This is a genomic window from Roseburia sp. 831b, assembly GCF_001940165.2.
In the GTDB taxonomy this organism is placed as follows: domain Bacteria; phylum Bacillota; class Clostridia; order Lachnospirales; family Lachnospiraceae; genus Roseburia.
On the sequence record NZ_CP135162.1, the window covers coordinates 1,714,905 to 1,736,737 of the forward strand.

The window sequence follows — 21,833 nt, forward strand, 5'->3', positions numbered from 1 at the left end:
TATTGATTATAGTTGGAGGTGTACAGATTGGCTAACATTAAATCTGCAAAAAAAAGAATTTTAGTAACAGAAACTAAAGCTGCAAGAAACAAATCTATCAGATCAGAAGTTAAGACAGCTACAAAGAAAGTAGAAGCTGCAGTTGCTGCTAACGATAAAGAAGCTGCAAAAGCTGCTTTAACAACAGCAATTTCTACAATCGAAAGCGCTTGTTCTAAAGGTGTTTACCACAAGAACAATGCTGGTAGAAAAGTTTCCCGTTTAACAAAACTTGTTAACACATTAGCTTAATAACAGTAATAGATAAAACACCAGTACCGTCATACTGGTGTTTTTTTGTGTGCAAAAAAAGAAGCGGAAAACCTCCGCTTCTTTTTCGTTCCTATCTAAATTGGTTACATCCCAAAAATGCCGAAACTACATTAAATTAGATACTGCAAGTGCTGCTCCTGCAATTGCATTGATTACTGCAAGGATGATGGTAATAACGGACATGATAATACCTGCGATTGCCATACCCTTTCCACCTTTTTTCATTCCCACAATACCAAGGATTAAACCTACGATACCAACAGGTCCACCAATGATTGGAATACACCATGCAATCAAACCTACGATACCTAATACCATAGATGCGATGGACATGCCCTTCTTCTCTTCCTGTGGTGGCTGCTGATCATACATGTAATTGTCACTCATAACATTCTCTCCTGTAATTTTATTGAAACTGCCTACTCTCCATGACAAATCTCCATATCCCTTGTCACAGTTCACTCTGCAATCCCTTATACATAAGCGTAACATACTTTGACTCTCAAAACAACTCCATTTGTTTTAATTTTTCTTTAATTTTGCAAGATTATGATTTGCTGTAAGTCAAAAGAAAAAGCTCGACCGCCATCTGGTCATTCATGCGTCCTGTCTTTACCGCTTCCTCATAAGATACGCCGTCCTCTAATGCCTGTCTTAACTGCTCTAGTGTAAAATTTCTTGCCTGAGCCTGATTTCTTCGTACGGCGAACTCCGGGATTCCGGCCTTTTGTGCAATCGTTCTGTTATCCACACGCTTTGCCGTTGCACTCTTGACGTTGAATAAAATCTGAAACTGCCTGCTGATTAAAAATAAGATTCTCATCGGAGGTTCCTTTAATGCAAGCAAGTCATAGTACAAATCCAGTGCCTTCTTCTGGTTATGTTCTGCAACTGCATTGACCATATCAAATATCTTATTGCTAATCTGTTCTGTCGTAACGGCCTCCACATCCTCCGCCGTTATCACATCACGCCCCATCGTATAGCAAAATAGCTTTTCTAATTCCCTGTCGATATTTCCCATATCCGTCCCTGTTTTGCTCAAAAAAAGCTGCATGACCGAACCGGTAATTTTCTTATCCTCCCGCTTCAGTCTGCCTAGCACCCATCTGGTGAGGACGTCCTCGTTCTGCTCCGCAAATTCTACAATTTTTCCTGCATTTTTCACAGCCTTGTACATTTTCGAGCGCTTATCCACTTCTTCTTCCACAAAAAGAAAGTAAGTCGTCGGTGCAACCTGTTTGATATATTCTGCCATCTCATCCGCTGCGTTCTTGAAAAATCCGCTGTTTTCAATCAAAATCACGCGTCGCTCCGCAAAAAAAGGCAATGTCTCGGCCAAGTCAATGACTTCCTTTACATTAATGTCCTTTCCCTCAAATGCAGAAAAGTTCATAGTGTCCTCCGCATCTGCCATCGCCTTTTTTAATTTATCCTTATATTGTTTTTTCAAATATGCTTCGTTTCCATATAGCAGATAAATCTGTTTAAATTGTCCTGTTTTAATATCTTCATCAATTGTTCTCATGCCTTTTATTGTACCACAGGATAGGCTGTAACTTCAAGTTTGTCTAAATACTTTTGAATCAGAAGCACTTCCTTTTTTCTTGTAATCTGAATCTGTCCACACTTTCTTGTGTCAAAAATATCACAGCCCACGTCTTCAATATGCGCAACCGCTTCTTTTCCCGGATGACCGTAACGATTTCCTTCTCCACAGGAAATCAGAGCAATCCTAGGATGTAATTCTTCTAGAAGCTCTTTGGAATTCGAATAGTTCGACCCGTGGTGCGCAGCCTTATAAATTTCAAGTGACGCTCCTGATTTTACTTTTTCAATTAACACTTCTTCTTCCACGCTAGAAATATCCCCCGTCAAAAGAGCGGACAGCCCATTCTCTTCATACCACAATACCAGTGAAGCTGCATTGCGGTCTTGCGTATCCTGATTTTCCCCAGGAAAAAGGCACCGGAATTCTGCACTTTTGGTATGAAGTACATCCCCCTCCTCCAGAAAAAGTAACTGCGTGTCACATTCTTTTGCCAGCGATGTCAGTTTCTGATATGCCTCATCTTTTATCACCCACTTCGAAAACACCAGACACTTTACCGGATAACCGGATTCTAACACCTCCGTCAGTCCCGAAATGTGATCGGCGTCAAGGTGGGAGACAAACCAATAGTCTACCCCCTTCACACCTTTTGCCTTTAAAAATGGAAGAATCCGGTACGTTCCAACCTTTGACACATCGGTACTTCCTCCATCGACAAAACAGACCACATCATCCTTGGTGCGAAGAAAAATGCCATCCCCCTGTCCGACGTCTAACATGCTAAGCTCGAATCCCCTTCCGCCATTTCCTGCCAGTAAAAATACCAGTGCCACGATTGGAAACACCATGAACCAGGATTTTTTCCAGGTTTTTATGAGAAATACAACTACAAAAAGTAATAGATAGTAACCTATCATCTTCGGAAAAGACGGTTTTCCAGAAATCCAGACCGCGTTTGGAACAGAAAGAATTCCCTCACATACCTTCTCATAGGCCCATAGAATAATCTCACACGGAAGAAGCAGCAGTTTTGCAAAAGAAAGGTTCACAAATCCAACCACTCCTCCTAATATTCCAAACATCAGCACGCCGCCCAGAAACGGTAATAACAGGGCATTTATCAAAACGCAATAGACCGGTATTTCATAATAATAAAACGCCGCAAGCGGTAGCGTCATAAGCTGAATCGAAAGACTCGCCCTAAGTGTCTGTTTTTTCTGCATCTGTATGCCGTCCTCTTTTGATTTCTCCCATATTTTCCCAACTCCAATGACGCCTAACACCGCTGCGTAGGAAAACAAAAATCCGGCATACCAAAGCAAAAACGGATTCTCCCAGAGCAGTACAATCGCTGCAAGGGAGAGCGCACTTGCGGAATCATAACTCCTTCCAATCGAGGAAGCGGCAACAGAAAGCAAAAACATAAACACTGCACGCTTTGTCGAGGTCCCCATGCCAGTCATCATGCCATAACTGATTAAAAGTATGGAGGATACGAAAGCTGCCATTGCCAATGACATTTTCCGCTTTCGAAGGAAACGATAACAGGTTATTCCAATAAACGAAACGTGGAGCCCTGAGATTGCTAATATGTGAGAAATTCCCGCTTTTTGATAAAGCTCCTTTGTCTTTGCATCCAAAAGTGATTTATCCCCTAACAGCATGGTAAGAAGAATTCCAGCCGTATCCTCCTTCATACACTGCTGGTAAACCGTGCAGAATTTTTGCTGCAATTGAAATAATTTTTCCTTATATGTATTTTCTTTTCCATAAGCATCTGTTATGGTTGCATTTTGGAGCGAACACGCAATTTTTCTGCTGAAATAAAAGCCCTTTTCATCAAAATTCCCTTCGTTTACTGCGGTTCTTCCTAATACTGCTTTTCCGGTTACTAAAATGGTTTTTCCGATGGGATATCCATCCTGATTCTGATAAACTAAGATTTGATGACAGGGAATCATCCCCGTCTTATGATTTAGATAACATTGATCTAACGTATAGACAATCTGATTTGATTTGTTCTCTTTTTTGCTGATTCTGCCCTGTACCTGTATTTGCATTTCATTTTCTAAGACAGCCTCATATCGATTTGCAAACTCCCGTTCATTGCTGTAACGCGTTGCGCCTGCCACAATACCTGCCACAAAGAAAAAGAGGTACCAAACGAAATAATTCCATTTCTTTTGTTTTCCAAAACTGGCAGCAATTTTGCATATCATCAAAATCGCTGCCAGCAAAAGATACCATTTCTGAAATGCCACAAGAAGGATTCCAAGAATCATGCCACACGCCATAAGACAACATGGCCTTTTCGTCATATTTTTTTCTCCATTCCTGCGTTACTGCTACTGCGCTTCCGTATCAGACAACTCCTCATCACTTTCCTTTGATACAACGTAGTCTAGATTTCTGTCATACAATTTATCTAACTCGAAACTGTCGCGATACGTTCCTTTGGTATCACCGTTCACCGAAATCTGTACTTTGCTGATTGTTGGAAGCTCCGACAGAGAATCCACAATGGAATAGATAACAATCGGTTCACTAATCTCATAATTTTGATTTCGGAATGTCTCGTCTAAACTGACATAGCAGACGCCATCTACCACCGATACATTGACCAGCTTCGTTCCCTCTGGAATCGCGGACTTCGCATCAGCACCTTTCGGTCCCTCTAAAAGCTGCTCTAAAATCAGCTTCTCCAAAGAAATATTACTGCTATAATAAACATTTCTGGTTTCCTTGATAAGTCCGTCTCCGGAATTATTGGAAAAGTAAAGCGTCAGTGTCGCATTCTGAATCGAGTTAATCTGCTCGCCCGGATTCTCAATAAAGCTGTCCTGTGTCATTGCACCAATCAAATTTCCGTTTCCATCTGATAGTGGCGTGTCACCCACATAAAATGTAACACAGTCAATTCCGTCAATCTGCGTTAATGTCCGAACAATCGCAGCTCTTCGAAGCACTTCCTCCGACGGCTCCATCGAACTATATTGGTCTGAAAAGTGCAAGGTCAAAAGCGCACCGTCCACATCATAGCTTGTAATCTGAACATCGTTTGGAATCGTCTTCCGGTACTCCACACTTCCGGGATCTGTCTCTAGCTGTTCTATCAGCTCGTCAATCAATCCCCTTGTGTCGGTTGCCGTGGGTTCATAATCTACCCGGACAATCTTGGTCTTCTCTTTATTCAGATATTCAATCTGATACGCATTCGCATCGTGTTTCTCCTGCTTTGTGCATCCTGTCAAAAGAAGAAGGAACACAAAAAGCACCACCAGGCTTACTTTTTTCTTCATGCTCTTCCTCCTATGAAATATAATTTAACGGGATTCGTACATTAAAAATCGTACCCTCTCCCTCTGTACTAAACACCTTGATTGCACCGCGGTGCATCAAAATAGCATTTCTCGTAATCGCAAGTCCAAGTCCTGTTCCACCAATTTCTCTCGAATGGGACTTGTCTACGCGATAAAAACGCTCATAAATATGCTCTAAGGATTCTTCTGGAATTCCCATACCCGAATCCTCCACCTTTAAGTATAAGTACTGATGATCTGCATTTAGTGAAACATGCACCCATCCACCCTCATGATTGTATTTGATTGCATTCTCAATCAGATTCGTAAAGGCGAGCGTGATTTTCACCTCATCCACATCGGCAGTAACCGGTCTGAAGCTTTCTAACACAAGCTCCACCTTCTGCTTGTCTGCAATCGGACGAAGACGTTTCATAATCTGCTCTAACAGTTCATTCACATTCACATTTGTGACATTCAAATCTGCAGCCGACTTATCCATTTTTACAAGCGACAGCAAATCGTTGATAATCTTTGTCTCACGCTCAATTTCATTTCCGATATCTTCCATGAATTCCTTATAAAGTTCATTTGGAACATCTTCCATGCTGTTTAAGGAATCCGCTAACACCTTCATGGATGTAAGCGGTGTTTTTAACTCGTGAGACACATTGGAAACAAACTCCTGTCTGGAATCGTCCAGAACTTTCATTCTTCCAAGCATTTCGTTAAATTTTTCACAGATTTGGATTGTCTCCGTATAATCATTGATTGCCAGACTATCATCGCCGTATCCGGTCTGAATCTCCTCAATAGATTTTGACATATGATGGAGAGGCTTCACCAGTCTTGTTGCAACAATGACACTGAAAAAGATGATAATAAATCCGCAAATCATCTCAATGACAAACGCATTGTTCCGCAAATATCCAAGATTTAGTTCTACATTATCCGTAGAGACACTCATCAGCATAACACCAACAACGGTCTTATCCGTATCATTGACATCTGTTAACGGAATGGTCATCTCAATGTAACGGTTCTGCGAGTCATATTTGGAAATCTCCTGTCCGTGATAGCTCTCAATCACTTCCTGTGAAATAATCGTCTTTTGTTCGTCCAGATTATAGGTGTCCTTTACAATATGAAACGAGTTATCAATAATCATCACTCTTCCATCATAAACATTCGATAACTGTTCTAATTCTGCATTGATAATATCCGATGTGTCTACATTGGAAAGATAATCGCTCGCCACAATCTGGTTCGCAAGAATTTTTGCCTGGCTTAAAATCTCGCTGCTCTTAATCGAAACCGCACGATCCTCGTAAGATTTTAAAATTCCGATTCTAAGAATGACCGCCGGAATAAATCCAAGCAAAATAAAAAGTAAGATTAGCCTGAATTTCAGGCTATGGAAAAAATTAGAAAACTTCTTTAATCTTGTCATACCAATCCTCTGTTAATTCTGATAGTAGTAGTAACCAACGCCCCACTTGGTATGGACATACTTTGGCTCACTTGGATTACTCTCAATCTTTTCTCTTAAACGACGAACATGTACATCCACCGTTCTCACATCGCCCGGATATTCATATCCCCAGACAAGATTCAGTAAATCTTCTCTGCTGTATACCTTGTTTGAGTGGTTCACCAAAAGCTCTAACAAGTCAAATTCCTTCGCGGTTAAATTGACCTCTCTTCCAAGAATATAAAGTCTTCTGCTCTCACAGTCTAACTTTAAGTCACCATCTTCTTTGATTTTCGGATTCTCCTGTTTTGGCGCACTTACTGCTGTACGTCTCATAATCGCCTTGATTCTTGCCTTGACTTCCAGAATATTAAACGGTTTGGTAATATAATCGTCTGCACCATATTCAAGGCCTAAAATCTTATCCATATCATCGCCTTTCGCGGTTAACATCACGATTGGCACATTCGAAAAGTCGCGAATATGCTGACACACCTCAAACCCATCCATCTTTGGAAGCATAATGTCTAACAGAATCATGTCGTATGGGTTTTCTTTTGCCATCTTAAGCGCCTCTTCCCCATCATACGCACAATCCACTTCCATTCCATCCTGCTCCAAACTAAAACGGATTCCCTTTACGATTAATTTCTCATCATCTACTACAAGAACCTTTTTTGCCATTCCTACACCTCAATCAACTGTTATCTTATCTTTAATCTGGTTGTAGACACCGTCTTTTATCCCAGACACCTTTTTTATTGCATCCACAGAGGAAAATGCTCCATTCTCCTCCCGATAGGAAACAATGCTCTCGGCTTTCTGCTGTCCAACACCCGGAAGTGTCATTAAAATCTCTGCCGTCGCCGTATTGATGTTTACCCTGCCATCCTGCTGCACGGACTGCTCCTTTAAAGCATCCGCAGCCGCTTCCTCACCGGCTTTCTCTTCCATCTCATCCGGCGTATAGATTTTAATCATCTGCCCGTCTGCGATCAGCTCTGCCTGATTCACGGCTTCCGCCGCTGCATCCTCTGTCATTCCACCCGCCATCTCTACTGCTTCAAAAATATGGCTTCCGGCAGGCAGCGAATAGACTCCCGGCTCTTTTACTGCTCCGCAGACATACACGTAACAGAGACCAACATCTTCACGCATGTCAGTCTCTGTTACCTTCTCTTCCGTTCCTTCCTGTTGCACCGCCTCAAGATACGTCGTCTCTTGCCTTCCGCACCCAGCTAAAAGCACTGCCACAGCACCGAATACATATATTTTCTTTTTCAAATTCATGTTGTGCATTCTCCTTCATCTGCTATGAAAGAGTTCCTCAATGCCGTTACATCCATTTTAACGAAATTTTACAACAATGACAAGTCTATTTCAAAAATATTTCAGTTTAAAAATGATTTTCGTCCAATACTTTTTCTAATTTTGCAATCATCTCATCTACATGTTTCTTCTCGATGATAAGCGGTGGCACTAAACGAATCACGTCCGTTCCTGCCGTAATAATAATCAATCCCTCTTCTAACGCTTTTGCTGCAATCTTTCCAACCGGTTTTTCGCAGACAATTCCCTGCATCAGTCCCATTCCACGGTGTGCCGTAAGGAAATCATATTTTGTAACAATTTCGTCTAATTTTTCTTCCAGATAAGCACTCACTTCTTTGACATGGTCCGTGATGTGATCCCGTTCCATCATCTCAAGCACTTTATTGACTGCTGCGCCGATAAACGGATTTCCTCCGTATGTTGTTCCATGGTCTCCCGGTGCAAGCGACATATCTGCCACCCTTTGTGTCATCAAAAAGGCACCAACCGGCACGCCACAGCCTAACGCTTTTGCGCTTGTCATAATATCTGGCTTCACACCATAGTGCTGCCATGCAAACATCTCTCCGGTACGCCCCATTCCACACTGAATCTCATCTAAAATAAGTAAGATATCGTGTTCATCGCAAAGCGCTCTGACACCTTCTAAGAATTCCTGGGTTGCCGGGTAAATGCCGCCCTCTCCCTGTACGGTCTCCATGATAATGGCACATGTTTTTTCATTGATGAGTTTCGCTACGCTGTCTAAGTTATTGAACTCGGCAAAATGTATTCCTGGAAGTAATGGTTCAAACGGCTCCTGATAGTGTGCATTTCCGGTTACAGACAACGCCCCAAGGCTTCTTCCATGAAAAGAATGCTGCATTGCAATCACTTCATGTCCTGCATGTCCGTCTCTTGTGTAGGCATACTTCTTGGCTGCCTTAAGCGCTCCTTCAATTGCCTCTGTTCCACTGTTGGTAAAAAACACGCGGTCCATGCCACTTACCTTTAACACGCGCTTCGCTGCTTCCATCACCGGCACGTTATAGTAAAGGTTAGAGGTATGCATCACCTTATCAATCTGTGCTTTTATTGCATCGTTATATTCTTTGTTGTTATACCCAAATGCCTGTACGGCGATTCCGGCTGCAAAATCTAAATATTCTTTTCCATCCGTATCATAAAGGTAAACGCCTTCTCCATGGTCTAACACCAATGGGAAACGGTTATAGGTATGTAATAAAACCTTCTCTTCTTCCTCGATATATTCCTGCTTATTCATGATAAAATTTCGACTCCTTATCCCCTAAAATAGCGGTTCCAATTCCGCGGTTTGTAAAGATTTCAAGCAACAGACAATGTGCAATTCTTCCATCTAAGATATGAACTCTTGATACACCATTCTCAATCGCATCGATACAGTTATTGAGTTTCGGAAGCATTCCTCCGCCGATATAGCCATCGGAAATTAATTTCTTTGCATCCGAAATCGGTAATTCGGAAATTAACGTAGACTTATCCGCTGGGTCTTTGTATACACCCTCGATATCGGTTAAGAATGCCAATTTTTCTGCATTGACTGCCCTTGCAATCGCGCAGGCTGCATCATCCGCATTGATGTTGTAACTGTTATACTCGTCATCCATTCCGATTGGGCAAATGATTGGAAGAAAATCTTTTTCTAACAAATCATACAAAATTTTTGGATTGACCTCCTTGACATCCCCGACAAATCCGATGTCCTGTCCGTTGGAATATTTCCGCTCTACTTTTAAAAGTCCGCCATCTTTTCCACTGATTCCGACCGCGTTCACGCCAAGTTCTTCCACCATCTGAACCAAAGATTTGTTGACTTTATTTAACACCATCTCCGCAATTTCCATCGTCGCCGCATCTGTCTTGCGAAGTCCATTGACAAATTCCGGTTCCATTCCGACTTTTTCAACCCACTTGCTGATTTCTTTTCCACCGCCATGCACAATAATCGGCTTAAACCCAACCAGTTTTAACAGTGTCACGTCCTGAATAACATGCTTTTTCAATTCCTCGTCAACCATTGCGCTTCCGCCGTATTTCACAACAATGATTTTCCGGTTAAATCTTTGAATATAAGGAAGTGCCTCAATCAGCACATTTGCTTTTTCCAACAACTCTTTCATATATTTCTCATCCATGTTCGTCTATACACCTTTCTTTTTTTTGCTTTCTTAGGAACGATAGTCTGCGTTGATTTTGACATAATCATACGTCAGGTCACAGCCCCATGCCGTTGCACTCGCATCCCCCATTTTGACGTCCGCAATTGCGGTTACTTCTGGTTCTGACAAAATCTTTGTCGCCTCTTTTTCATCATAGTCAAGTGCAACACCGTCTTTAATAATCTGCATTTTTCCTGCTGCACTCTCAAAGTAAAGATCTACTTTTTCCGGGTCAAACCGGACACCGGAATAACCCATTGCACAAAGAATTCTTCCCCAGTTTGCATCATGTCCAAAAATTGCAGCCTTGGTAAGACTGGATGTGATAACGGATTTGCTTAAAATCTTTGCCTCTTCCTTATTCTTTGCTCCGATTACTTTTACTTCAAACAATGCTGTTGCACCCTCTCCATCTCCAGCCATCTGTTTTGCCAGGTATTCATTGACTGTATAAAGTGCTTCTTTGAAGGTGTCATAATCTTTGTTTTTTTCTGTAATCACGTCATTTCCGGCAAGCCCGTTCGCCAGAACCACACAGGTATCATTGGTGGAAGTATCGCCATCCACGGACACCATATTAAATGTATCCGGCACAACCTCACTCAGTGCCTCTTTTAACAGTTCCTGTGAAATAGCTACATCCGTAGTTAAAAAACAAAGCATGGTGCACATATTGGGATGAATCATGCCGGAACCCTTACACATTCCACCAAGAACTGCCTTCTTTCCACCGACTTCAAATTCCACTGCAATCTCTTTTTCATGTGTATCCGTTGTCATAATTGCCTTTGCCGCCTGATTTCCTGCCTCTATGGTATCCTTTAATTCTGGAACCATCGCTTCAACTCCGGCGCAGATACGCTCGATTGGAAGCTGCATTCCAATGACTCCTGTTGATGCAACCAAGACATCCTGTTCCTCAATATGAAAAAGTTCTGCCGCCTTTTCCGCTGTTGCCTTACAATAAGAATAACCTTCCTCTCCGGTACACGCATTCGCGATTCCCGCATTGACGACCACTGCCTGTGCCTTCTTGTGTTCTTTTACAATTTTCTGATCCCACAAAACAGGTGCTGCCTTTACCACATTTGTGGTAAACGTTCCTGCCACGGTACATGGATTCTTGCTATATATCATTGCCATGTCGGTACGATTCTGATATTTGATTCCAGCTGCTGTTGTCGCTGCCAGAAAACCATTTGCTGCTGTCACGCCACCTTGTATCTGTTTCATATAAGCCTCCGTTCCTATGTGAAAAATTTCACATTCATAACTTTTTCTAAACTCTCTTTTTTAAGGATTTACCGTGCTGATATTATTCTGGTTTAAAACTGCCTCATAATAGTTGATATCATCCCGGATTTTCCAGTCTAATCCCTGCCAGAACTCGTTTCCAAGCTCGTTATTCTTAAATGCCATCAAATTTACTTTATTGATTTTTTCTTCTTTTAATGCCACAAGACAATGTCTGACCATCGCTTCCCCGATACCTCTTTTCCGGTATGCCTCGTCCACGCAGACATGGTAAAAGCATGCGCTTCTGCCATCATGTCCGCAAAGGATTGCACCAACAACATGCCCCTCTTCCACAGCAACTACGCTTGTCGTTGGATTTCTTTTTAAGAAGCGCTCAATTCCTTCTCTTGAATCGTCGATGCTGCGGATGGCGAAACCATGAATTTTTCCCCACAGTGCATACACCTCATCGTAATCGTCCATCTCCATTTTTCTGATCTGATATTGTTCCTGTTTCATCTTAATCTCCATTCTTGCACGGCTTTTTTGTATCAGGTTTGTACAAAAACACAACCTTTCTTACGGGAACATCGGAACAAGGCAAAGTCCCTCGTCTTCCGGTAAGCCAAATAATAAGTTCATATTCTGTACCGCCTGGCCAGCCGCACCTTTTACCAAGTTGTCAAGTGCACCCATCAAAATAACTCTTCCGGTACGCTCGTCAATCTTAAAGTTGACATCAACATAATTGCTTCCCTCTACCCATTTTGTCTCCGGGCAGACATCTTTTTCCAGTACACGGACAAATTTTTCTTTTCCATAGTACTTATCATAAACTGCCTTGATTTCTTCATAGGTTGGAAGTGAGCCATCCGGCTTTTTCACAAGGCTTGCATACTCCGTTGCCAGGATTCCACGGTTCATTGGAACCAGATGTGGTGTAAAGTTCACCATGATTTCTTTTCCTGCCGCGTATCCTAACTGTTCTTCAATCTCCGGTGTATGGCGGTGCGTTGCGACACCGTAGGCTTTCATATTCTCATTTACTTCACAAAACAGGTTTGGAACCTTTGCTCCTCTTCCTGCACCGGAAGTTCCTGATTTTGCATCGATAATCAAAGTGGTCGGGTCAATCAGGCCTTCCTTTACCAATGGATATGCGGTCAGAATCGAACAGGTTGTGTAACATCCAGGGTTTGCAATCAGTCTTGCATTTTTTATCTGTTCCCGGTTTACCTCACAGAGTCCATACACTGCCTCCTTGATAAACTGTGGACTCTTATGCTCGATTTTGTACCATTTTTCGTAAACGGACACGTCCTTTAGACGGTAATCCGCACTCAAATCCACAATCTTGGTCTGACTTAAAATTTCTTCTGTCAAAACACCTGCCAGATATCCCTGTGGTGTTGCCGTAAAAATCACATCCACTTTTTTTGCAAGTTCCTCTATCTGATCGTCCATGCAATCCGCATCCACCAGTTCAAACATGTTCTGATAAATCGATGCGTACTTCTGATCCACATAGCTTCTTGAACCAAACCATACAATCTCTACATCCTTATGTCCTAATAAAATTCGAACCAGTTCATTTCCCGCATAACCGGTTGCGCCAATGATTCCTGCCTTTATCATTTTTCTACCTCTCAGTGCTTCTTATTTTATAATCTCACAAACCAGATTCCTGACTCTCTTTCTTGCTACTTCCTATCTTAGTCCTTCTGTTTGCCTTAGTAAAGTGTTAAATTGTATATTTCGCTTTGCTGTATTGCATAATTATACATCCATGTTTTATATTATGCAATACCTGTTTTTATTTTTTCAAATTTGCATCATGTTAGTATGAATATATTTTCTACGTTATTATATATATCATGCATTTTCATTCTGTTTTATGTATTTTATACAGAAATTAATGTATATTTATCACGCAATTATGTATAAATTTACGGTTGCTGTTTTTGTGTTTTTGTTGTATATTAATTCTTGTCAACAAAATTTGATTTTAAAAAAGTTGCAGAGAACATTTGCGAAATCTGTGACAGCGATAAGAATAGAAGAAGGAAGGTACATTATTATGAAAGAAAAAGTTGTATTAGCTTACTCTGGTGGTCTTGATACTACCGCTATTATCCCTTGGTTAAAAGAAACCTACGATTATGATGTTATTTGCTGCTGCGTTGACTGCGGACAGGAAGAAGAATTGGACGGTTTACAGGAACGTGCTAAGTTATCCGGCGCTTCTAAATTATATATTGAAGATATCGTCGATGAATTCTGTGATGATTATATCGTTCCTTGTGTGATGGCAAACGCTACCTACGAGAACAAATACTTGCTCGGAACTTCCATGGCTCGTCCTGGTATTGCCAAAAAATTAGTTGAAATCGCAAGAAAAGAAAACGCCGTTGCGATCTGCCACGGTGCTACCGGAAAAGGAAATGACCAGATTCGTTTCGAGCTTGGAATCAAGGCGTTAGCTCCTGACATCAAAGTAATTGCTCCATGGCGTAACGATAAATGGAACATGGATTCCCGTCAGGCAGAAATCGATTACTGTAAATCCCACGGCATCGACCTTCCATTTTCTACGGACTCCAGTTACAGCCGTGACCGTAACTTATGGCACATCAGCCACGAAGGTCTGGAATTAGAGGATCCTTCCCAGGAGCCAAACTACGATCACTTATTAGTGCTTGGTGTCTCTCCTGAAAAAGCTCCAGACGAGGGCGAATATGTGACCATGACATTCGAAGCCGGTGTTCCAAAGTCTGTCAATGGAAAAGAAATGAAAGTTTCCGACATTATCCGTGAATTAAACAAACTCGGCGGAAAGCACGGTATCGGTATCATCGATATCGTAGAGAACCGTGTAGTCGGCATGAAATCCCGTGGTGTCTATGAGACTCCTGGCGGAACTATCTTAATAGAAGCACACAAACAGTTAGAGGAATTAGTACTCGACCGTGCAACCATGGAAGTAAAAGAAGAAATGGGCAACAAATTAGCACAGGTTGTTTACGAAGGAAAATGGTTCACACCACTGCGTGAAGCAATCCAGGCATTTGTAGAGTCTACCCAGCAGTATGTAACCGGTGAAGTGAAATTCAAACTTTACAAAGGTAACATCATCAAAGCCGGAACAACTTCTCCATATTCTCTTTACAGCGAATCTTTAGCAAGCTTTACAACCGGCGATTTATACGACCATCACGATGCAGAAGGATTTATCACTTTATTTGGACTTCCATTAAAAGTTCGTGCCATGAAGATGCAAGAAGTAGCCAAACAGCAAAAATAATTCGAATAAATTTTTCCTCTGTGTAGAAAAATGCCATGCACTCTTTCTGCACACACAAAAAAGGAACCGGTTGACCGGTTCCTTTTTTCTTTTATTTTTGCGCCGTCAGAATCTGATTTAAAAGCTCCATTCCCTGCTCAATCTCTTCTTCCGACGGATTCCCGTATCCTAAGAGAATGGTTGGAAAGCATTCACCTTTTTGCTCCATTACCTCATAGGCACTTAGGCCCTCTAGCTTCATGCCACATTCCCTTGCTTTTTCTACAATCTCATTCTCCTCCATTGTCGTCTCAATCTCCACAAGCAGATGAAGTCCGGCATTATCCCCATGAATTTTCTTTACCCACGGATATTTTTTTAGGACACTCACTAACTTATCGTGCTTGTTTCGATAGATTCCACGCATTTTATTTAAGTGTCTGCCAAAATGGCCTTCCTCTAAGAAAACACGAAGCACATCCTGTGACAATCTAGAAACCGTTGTAGAATAAAAAGCGCATCGTTCCTCATACACTTTTTTTAGATCCTTTGGCAGCACCATGTAACTGACACGAAGGGACGGTGCGATGCTTTTAGAAAAAGTTCCAAGATAAATGACTTTGCCATGCGAATCGATACCCTGTAACGACGGAATCGGCTTTCCCTTATAACGGTATTCACTATCATGGTCATCTTCAATCAAAAAACGTCCCTCATCCTCCGTCGCCCATTTTAAAAGCTCTAGGCGCCTTTTTAACGGCATCACGCCACCGAGTGGGAATTGATGGGATGGCATTAGATATAAAAGATTCGGTGCCACCTGGCGGATTTTCTCCAATGGAATTCCCCCCTCTTCTTCCACCGACACACAGCTTACCTGATAGCCGATGTTTTCAAATGTACGATACGCCTGCAGATAGGTCGGATTTTCCATTAAAACATGCTTCTTTTCCCCAAGAAGCTGTGAAAGCAGAATCAACAGATATTCATTTCCTGCGCCGATCACAATATCATCCGGCTCACATTTTACCCCTCTCGCCTGGTAAAGATATTTTGCAATTGCATTCCGAAGTCCATACTCGCCCTGTCCATCCCCGGACAGTAAGATTTCATCCCTGTCATCCAACAGCAGATTTTTATGTATTTTTCTCCAGATATTAAATGGAAAATGTTTGTAGTCAATTCCATCTGCCGTGAAATCCAGGTATTTTGTTTCCTTGGAATCAATCTCCTCTTGTTCCAGATTCTCTTTGGGATAAAGGCTCTTTTCCTGAAGTTCATACAAATCCGCAATGTCACAGACATAGTAACCGCGGCAGGGCTGCGATTCAATATACCCTTCCGACAAAAGCTGTTCATAGGCAAGTTCCACGGTGCTGCGGCTCACCTGAAGATATTTTGCCATAAAACGAGTAGACGGTAATTTTTCTCCCTGAGAAACCTTACCGTCTGAAATATTTTTCCTTATCGATTCGTATATCTGTTCATACAAAGGGATGTTGCCATCCCCTTGTAAATGAATCATAAACTCGATCATTTTATTTACCTTTTCTGATTTCTGCGATGATTTTTTCTTTCATATCATACGCACGGTCCTTCATCTTCTGACCAGCTGACTGTGATGTTAAAATACCACCGACCAGTTTGGAGGACACGTCAAATTTTCTAAAGTGGAATGCCATTGCTGCAAGCAGGTAATCAATGGTAGTCTGATCCATTCCACAGATTGGGAACATTTCAGTAGACACTGCTTTTGTCAGACCATCGTATGCCTGCTGATAAAAAGCTTCCTCTTCCTCTTTGCACGCTGCTTTTAATTTCACAGTCTCTTCGTCTGTTCCGGTTAAAGTCTCTGCTTTTCCACGTAACAGCCATGAAATCTTAAGGCAGGTGTATGCCTTCTCACTTGTTTTTCCTTTCTTGACAAGTGTATTATATAAAGCTAACTTATAGCGCTCGATTGCGGTATCATAATCATACTCTTCCGGAAGCTCTGGTTTTACTTCTGGCTTGAAGTTTGCACAAACCTGCTCTTTTACCAGTTTTATCTGAGCGGATGTAAGATGCTCAAAATAACGGTTCATTGCGGTATAACCGCAAAACGGACAGGATGAAACATCATATTTTAAAGTATCGATATACTGAAAACGTGGTCTTAAGTCAAAATCAGGCTCTAAACGCTTGATACGGCCATTTTTAATCATCTTTGTCTTAAATACTTTGTCACACACGGTACAACGAATTGCCTTTTCCAATAAGAAAGAGGACTCTGCCGGAACTTCTTCGCCTGTGCTGGTCTTTACCACTGGTCCTTTGTCTTTCTTATCCTCTTCAAACAAATCTGTTTTCTCGTCCGCCTTAATTCCAAATTTTTCCAATCCTGCAAATAAATTCATATTTTACCTCACTATTTCTATCCTAATTATTCGTTGGCAATTTGTAGGAACTCTTTAGTGATACGATTCGGTTAAATACCGGATGTTCTTTGGTGGAATCCTTCGCATCCACACAGAAAAATCCCTGTCTGACAAACTGGAAGCTGTCATATGCCTTTGCATCGGCAAGGTCTGGCTCAACATAGCAGTCTGTCAAAACTGTTAACGAATTTGGATTTAAATTTAAACTACCGTCTTCATTATAAACCCCAAGCTCTTCATCTACAATATTCTCATATAGACGAACTTCTGCTTTTTTCGCATACTTTGCGGAAACCCAATGGATAGTTCCCTTTACTTTACGTCCATCCGGGCTGTTTCCACCCTTGGATGCAGGGTCATACGTACAGTGAATTTCTGTCACTTTTCCATTTTCATCTTTGACAAAACTTTCACATTTTACAAAATATGCATTCATCAGACGAACCTCGTTGCCTGGGAACATACGGAAATACTTCTTTGGAGGTTCTTCCATAAAGTCTTCTCTCTCAATAAAGATTTCTTTGGTAAATGGAACCTTACGGCTTCCAAGTGCCTCATTTTCCAGGTTGTTTACAACTTCAAGATATTCCACCTGATCTTCTGGATAATTGTCAATTACCACTTTAACCGGGTCTAAGACTGCCATGGTTCTAGGTCTTTTCATCTTTAAATCTTCACGGATACAGTACTCTAACATTGCGTAATCGACAGAACTGTTTGCTTTGGAAATACCGCAAAGCTCTACAAACTTCTTGATAGATTCCGGTGTAAATCCTCTTCTTCGAAGTGCTGCGATAGAAACAAGACGTGGGTCATCCCATCCATCTACGATTCCATCCTCGACAAGACGTTTGATGTAACGTTTTCCGGTTACAACGTTTGTCAGGTATAATTTTGCAAACTCAATCTGTTTTGGTGTTCCGTCCGGTGTGTCTTTGTAACCAAGCTCCATCAATACCCAGTCATAAAGTGGTCTGTGGTCTTCGAACTCCAAAGTACAGATGGAATGTGTGATTCCTTCGATTGCATCCTCAATTGGATGTGCGAAATCGTACATTGGGTAAATGCACCATTTATCCCCTGTTCTATGGTGTGTCATATGTGCCACACGATAGATAACCGGGTCTCTCAAATTAATATTAGAAGAAGACATATCGATTCTTGCACGAAGCACTTTAGAACCATCCTCAAATTTACCTGCCTTCATATCTTCAAAAAGGCTTAAGTTTTCTTCCACGCTTCTGCCTGCACTTGGGTCTTCCTTACCTGGCTCTGTCAGTGTACCACGGTATTCACGAATCTCTTCTGCGGAAAGGTCTGAAACATAAGCTTTTCCTTTTTTGATTAATTTTACAGCTGCCTCATACATCTGGTCAAAATAATCCGATGCAAAAAACAGTCTGTCCTCCCAATCTGCGCCAAGCCATTTGATATCTGCCTTGATAGACTCTACGAACTCAGAACGTTCCTTGGTCGGGTTCGTATCATCAAAACGCATGTTGAATTTTCCATTATATTTCTGTGCCAGACCATAATTTAACAAAATAGATTTGGCATGTCCGATGTGTAAATATCCATTTGGTTCCGGTGGAAAGCGGGTGCGAATGGTTTCGCAATGACCTTCCTCTATATCTTTTTCAATAATCTGCTCTATAAAATTCTTGGAGACAATTTCGTTTTCCATTTGCCTACTCCTCCTAATCATACAATTCATGTTTTATCATACCCCATACACCACTGTTTTCGCAAGTAGAAGTTCCTATGAAATGCAATTTTCTTAATTCTCCAGATTTTAAATCCATATTATCAGACATGTCGAATTTGGCAGCAAATCGGCGAATTCTGCACTTTCATCTTTTCGATTCAATGCTATAATATTTATAGACGGCGAAACAAACACTTATTTTACTGTTTTCCATTAACGAATAAGATTTAAGCCGTTTTCAGGTAAAACCCCTTTCTTTTATAACCCCTCTTAAAAGGAGCTGTTGCAAGGCAACAGCTCCTTTTATTTTTTATGTAATAGGAAATTTCGTTCCTATTACATAAAAATGCTCTACGAGGATTGCACTGTGGCGGAATTGAATAAAACCGGGTCTATTTTCTCCTTATGGAAAGAAACATTAGATCCGGCTTTTTATCATTTTTCAATCATGAGATGATGATTCACCTGTTTTTTCATCTATTGTCTTTTGATATGCTGGTGGGTAAATAAGTGATCCTGGCAATATTCATAGTTGCCTTCACATTTTGAACAGAAACGGAACTCTAGCGTAGGATCGTCTAGCTCTGTTCTTCCGCAGACCGCACATTTGTGTTTTGTGATACCGGAACCCGGTCTTGGTTCTCTCATCTGTGCTTTAAACTGCTGCTTTCTGTGAATCTCATGTGGTGCATATCTCTTGTAATTTCTTGTTGATAAGAAGAAAATCAGGAAGTTTAATAACGACATTACAATCGCAATCTTTCCTGCCCAGCCTGTTCCAAAGAAGTCGAACAGAATAATCACGGCATAGACAATTGCCAGCCATTTCATCTTAATCGGAATAATAAAATAAAGCATTACCTGCATGTCCGGGTACATTAATGCAAATGCAAGGAAGATGGACATGTTAATATAATAAGTAGAGAACGCTCCACCCATCGGAGTTGGAATACCGGTTACCAGGTAAATCAGGCCGTATAATAAAAATGCTCCAAGAAGCGTGAATAACATTCCGCTGAAAATATATACATTATAACGGAACGTTCCCCAGGTATGTTCCAGCGCCTGTCCAAGCTGATAATAAAACAGCATCATAATAATTGCAAAAATCAGATTGGTTGTCTCCGGTATTAAAATCCAGGTCACAAGGCGCCAAATCTGTCCATGTAAAATATAATATGGCTCCAACGTCAATAATTGCAAGAAATTCGGATTAACAAAATACAACACACATCCAACTGCATACCCCATCACCAGCCAAAGACTTAAGTTTGGAATGGCATACTTTCCAAGTTTTCGTTCTAATTTATTCAACCAGTTCATATACTGCTCCTATCTCTTTTCAAACTACATTTGTAATTTAAATCGTTTTTTTCTTTTTTTCAAGTATATATTTTGCCCCTGGCTTTGTCAACGAATCACTTGTTTCTTCATAAAAACTTTAGACTTTTTGGAAATTTATAAGTTGTCATTTAGCATATCCTGTCGTATAATGTACATTGCTTGGCGTCTGCCAAACCCCTATTTTAATAAGAAGTAATCATTGCGATGAAATCGTTACAGTATGTATCTCATACCGTTTAATTGGAGGAATAGTGTGAAAGAAAGTAGAGGACAGCCATAAATGGGCGCACTTTACTAAGCTGTCTAAATCAGGCAACTTTTTAGAGTGTTATAGATATAGTGAATTAGATTAAGAAGCTAATGGTTCATCAGGAGGAAGTATTCCCTCCCGTTGCAATAGTTTCTTGGCTTGCTTGATAGCTTTTGCCTTTTGTTTTTCAACAAGAGCTACAGGCATATCGATTTTGTAAAGATCGCTCGGATTCCACTGCTCACCAGTAGACAGCATCTGGTAGATGGCAGTAAGAATCATACGGGCAATAGCGATAATGGCTCTTTTCTTGCCACGACGTTTAACAAGTGATTCATATTTCTTTTTGTAGTAAGGAGATTTGTCAGATTTTACGGCTGCATGAGCACACTGTACTAATGCAGGTTTGAGGTAGACACCGGCACGTGTAATCCGAACAGATTTCTTCTTACCAGCAGATTCATTGCTGCCTGGTGTAAGACCAGCCCAGCAACATAAACGTTTGGAACTTGAGAACTGAGACATATCAGTACCGATTTCGGAGATGATAGTGATTGCACTATCACGTTTGACACCCGGAATGGTACAGAGGAACTGGACAGCATTTTCAAAATCAGGATTAGAAGAAATCATATTTTCTATCATTTTATCAACATCGTTGATTTCTGCTGTGATATAATCCATATGTGTGCGGACGAGGCGCACACGGTATTTTTGGGCATCAGTCATCTGATATCCTTCGACGGATTCTATAACAGCATCTTCTTTGGATTTGAGGCTCCGAAGAAGCTTAGATGCGATTTCTTCGTGGTTAATGGATGTACCCGATTGTTCAAGCAGATAGTCGATAATGGACATGGATGACTTCCCAAAGATATCGGAAACAACAGAATCTAATGCAACATTACAGACAGTAAGAGCATTCTGATATCGATTCTTTTCACTTGAACGGCAGGAAACAAGCTTGTAACGATAGCGAGTGTATTCCCTGAGAATACGGACTATCTTACAAGGGATATAGCTGCCTTTGACAAGTCCGAGACGGAATAAATCCCCAATCCATTTAGAATCTTTGGTATCATCTTTGTTGCCTTTCACAGCCTTTACCCACTTGGGATTGGCAATGACAACATTGATCTCATCTTCCAGAAGATTAAAGACAGGAACCCAGTATTTACCTGTGGATTCCATACAGACATCATGGCAATCATTGTCGAGAAGCCATTGCTTGAATTCAAGAATTGAATTGTTAAAGGTGGAAAAGCGCTTCTTTTGGTAAGAAGGCTCAATGCCACCAGTGGTTTTTACAATTGTGGCAACGAGAAAAGATTTGTGAACATCGATACCACAACAGGTTTGATAAGTAACTTTCATAGTCAGACTCCTTTCGTGAATGATAAGAAGCCATTGACTGAACTGCCACACAATTAAACTAAGGTGCTTAAACAATTCTTA

The 21,833-nt window shown here is 41.1% G+C and carries 19 protein-coding genes; 2 read left to right on the forward strand and 17 right to left on the reverse strand.

What is annotated here, in order from left to right; translation table 11 throughout:
* The first annotated feature begins 27 nt into the window (after positions 1-27).
* Complete coding sequence (gene rpsT / locus BIV16_RS07990; RefSeq protein ID WP_334309943.1) at positions 28-291, forward strand: 30S ribosomal protein S20; 264 nt, start codon at positions 28-30, stop codon at positions 289-291.
* Between the two features lie 126 nt (positions 292-417).
* On the opposite strand, the gene BIV16_RS07995 is transcribed toward rpsT, so the two are convergent.
* The 12 genes from BIV16_RS07995 to argC form a co-directional block, all read right to left on the reverse strand.
* Positions 418-699, reverse strand: a complete 282-nt coding sequence (locus BIV16_RS07995; RefSeq protein WP_075681538.1) for a DUF4190 domain-containing protein — start codon at positions 697-699, stop codon at positions 418-420.
* Positions 700-859: 160 nt separating this feature from the next.
* Entirely contained in the window at positions 860-1,840 is a 981-nt protein-coding gene (gene holA / locus BIV16_RS08000; protein ID WP_075681540.1) for a DNA polymerase III subunit delta, read from the reverse strand.
* Positions 1,841-1,845: 5 nt separating this feature from the next.
* On the reverse strand, positions 1,846-4,182 hold the full coding sequence (locus BIV16_RS08005; RefSeq protein ID WP_083625291.1) for a DNA internalization-related competence protein ComEC/Rec2: 2,337 nt from the start codon (positions 4,180-4,182) through the stop codon (positions 1,846-1,848).
* Between the two features lie 27 nt (positions 4,183-4,209).
* Complete coding sequence (locus BIV16_RS08010) at positions 4,210-5,163, reverse strand: GerMN domain-containing protein (RefSeq protein WP_075681542.1); 954 nt, start codon at positions 5,161-5,163, stop codon at positions 4,210-4,212.
* A gap of 10 nt (positions 5,164-5,173) precedes the next feature.
* On the reverse strand, positions 5,174-6,613 hold the full coding sequence (locus BIV16_RS08015; protein WP_075681544.1) for a sensor histidine kinase: 1,440 nt from the start codon (positions 6,611-6,613) through the stop codon (positions 5,174-5,176).
* A gap of 12 nt (positions 6,614-6,625) precedes the next feature.
* Positions 6,626-7,318 carry a response regulator transcription factor gene (locus BIV16_RS08020; protein ID WP_075681546.1) on the reverse strand — a complete coding sequence of 231 codons (693 nt, stop codon included), beginning with the start codon at positions 7,316-7,318 and terminating at the stop codon, positions 6,626-6,628.
* A gap of 9 nt (positions 7,319-7,327) precedes the next feature.
* A complete protein-coding gene (locus tag BIV16_RS08025; RefSeq protein WP_173664566.1) occupies positions 7,328-7,924 on the reverse strand; it encodes a ComEA family DNA-binding protein in 597 nt (198 codons plus the stop codon).
* 106 nt (positions 7,925-8,030) lie between these two features.
* On the reverse strand, positions 8,031-9,230 hold the full coding sequence (locus tag BIV16_RS08030; protein WP_075681550.1) for an aspartate aminotransferase family protein: 1,200 nt from the start codon (positions 9,228-9,230) through the stop codon (positions 8,031-8,033).
* Positions 9,223-10,122, reverse strand: a complete 900-nt coding sequence (gene argB, locus BIV16_RS08035) for an acetylglutamate kinase (protein WP_075681552.1) — start codon at positions 10,120-10,122, stop codon at positions 9,223-9,225. Before argB ends, BIV16_RS08030 begins: the two co-directional genes overlap by 8 nt.
* 33 nt (positions 10,123-10,155) lie before the next feature.
* On the reverse strand, positions 10,156-11,379 hold the full coding sequence (gene argJ / locus BIV16_RS08040; RefSeq protein WP_075681554.1) for a bifunctional glutamate N-acetyltransferase/amino-acid acetyltransferase ArgJ: 1,224 nt from the start codon (positions 11,377-11,379) through the stop codon (positions 10,156-10,158).
* Positions 11,380-11,439: 60 nt separating this feature from the next.
* Positions 11,440-11,901, reverse strand: a complete 462-nt coding sequence (locus BIV16_RS08045; RefSeq protein WP_075681556.1) for a GNAT family N-acetyltransferase — start codon at positions 11,899-11,901, stop codon at positions 11,440-11,442.
* Between the two features lie 60 nt (positions 11,902-11,961).
* Complete coding sequence (gene argC, locus BIV16_RS08050) at positions 11,962-13,017, reverse strand: N-acetyl-gamma-glutamyl-phosphate reductase (protein WP_075681558.1); 1,056 nt, start codon at positions 13,015-13,017, stop codon at positions 11,962-11,964.
* Between the two features lie 442 nt (positions 13,018-13,459).
* On the opposite strand from argC, the gene BIV16_RS08055 reads away from it, so the two are divergent.
* Positions 13,460-14,683 carry an argininosuccinate synthase gene (locus BIV16_RS08055; RefSeq protein ID WP_075681662.1) on the forward strand — a complete coding sequence of 408 codons (1,224 nt, stop codon included), beginning with the start codon at positions 13,460-13,462 and terminating at the stop codon, positions 14,681-14,683.
* Between the two features lie 91 nt (positions 14,684-14,774).
* Here the strand turns inward: BIV16_RS08055 and pdxR are convergent, their stop codons facing one another.
* The 5 genes from pdxR to BIV16_RS08080 form a co-directional block, all read right to left on the reverse strand.
* Complete coding sequence (gene pdxR / locus BIV16_RS08060; protein WP_075681560.1) at positions 14,775-16,199, reverse strand: MocR-like pyridoxine biosynthesis transcription factor PdxR; 1,425 nt, start codon at positions 16,197-16,199, stop codon at positions 14,775-14,777.
* 1 nt (position 16,200) lies between these two features.
* Positions 16,201-17,058, reverse strand: a complete 858-nt coding sequence (locus tag BIV16_RS08065; RefSeq protein ID WP_075681562.1) for a DUF2225 domain-containing protein — start codon at positions 17,056-17,058, stop codon at positions 16,201-16,203.
* 22 nt (positions 17,059-17,080) lie between these two features.
* Entirely contained in the window at positions 17,081-18,763 is a 1,683-nt protein-coding gene (locus BIV16_RS08070; protein WP_075681564.1) for a glutamine--tRNA ligase/YqeY domain fusion protein, read from the reverse strand.
* Between the two features lie 498 nt (positions 18,764-19,261).
* Positions 19,262-20,107 (reverse strand): rhomboid family intramembrane serine protease, encoded by an 846-nt coding sequence (locus BIV16_RS08075; protein WP_075681566.1) that lies wholly within the window; start codon positions 20,105-20,107, stop codon positions 19,262-19,264.
* Between the two features lie 370 nt (positions 20,108-20,477).
* Positions 20,478-21,752 carry an IS110 family transposase gene (locus tag BIV16_RS08080; protein ID WP_075680211.1) on the reverse strand — a complete coding sequence of 425 codons (1,275 nt, stop codon included), beginning with the start codon at positions 21,750-21,752 and terminating at the stop codon, positions 20,478-20,480.
* Positions 21,753-21,833 lie beyond the last annotated feature (81 nt).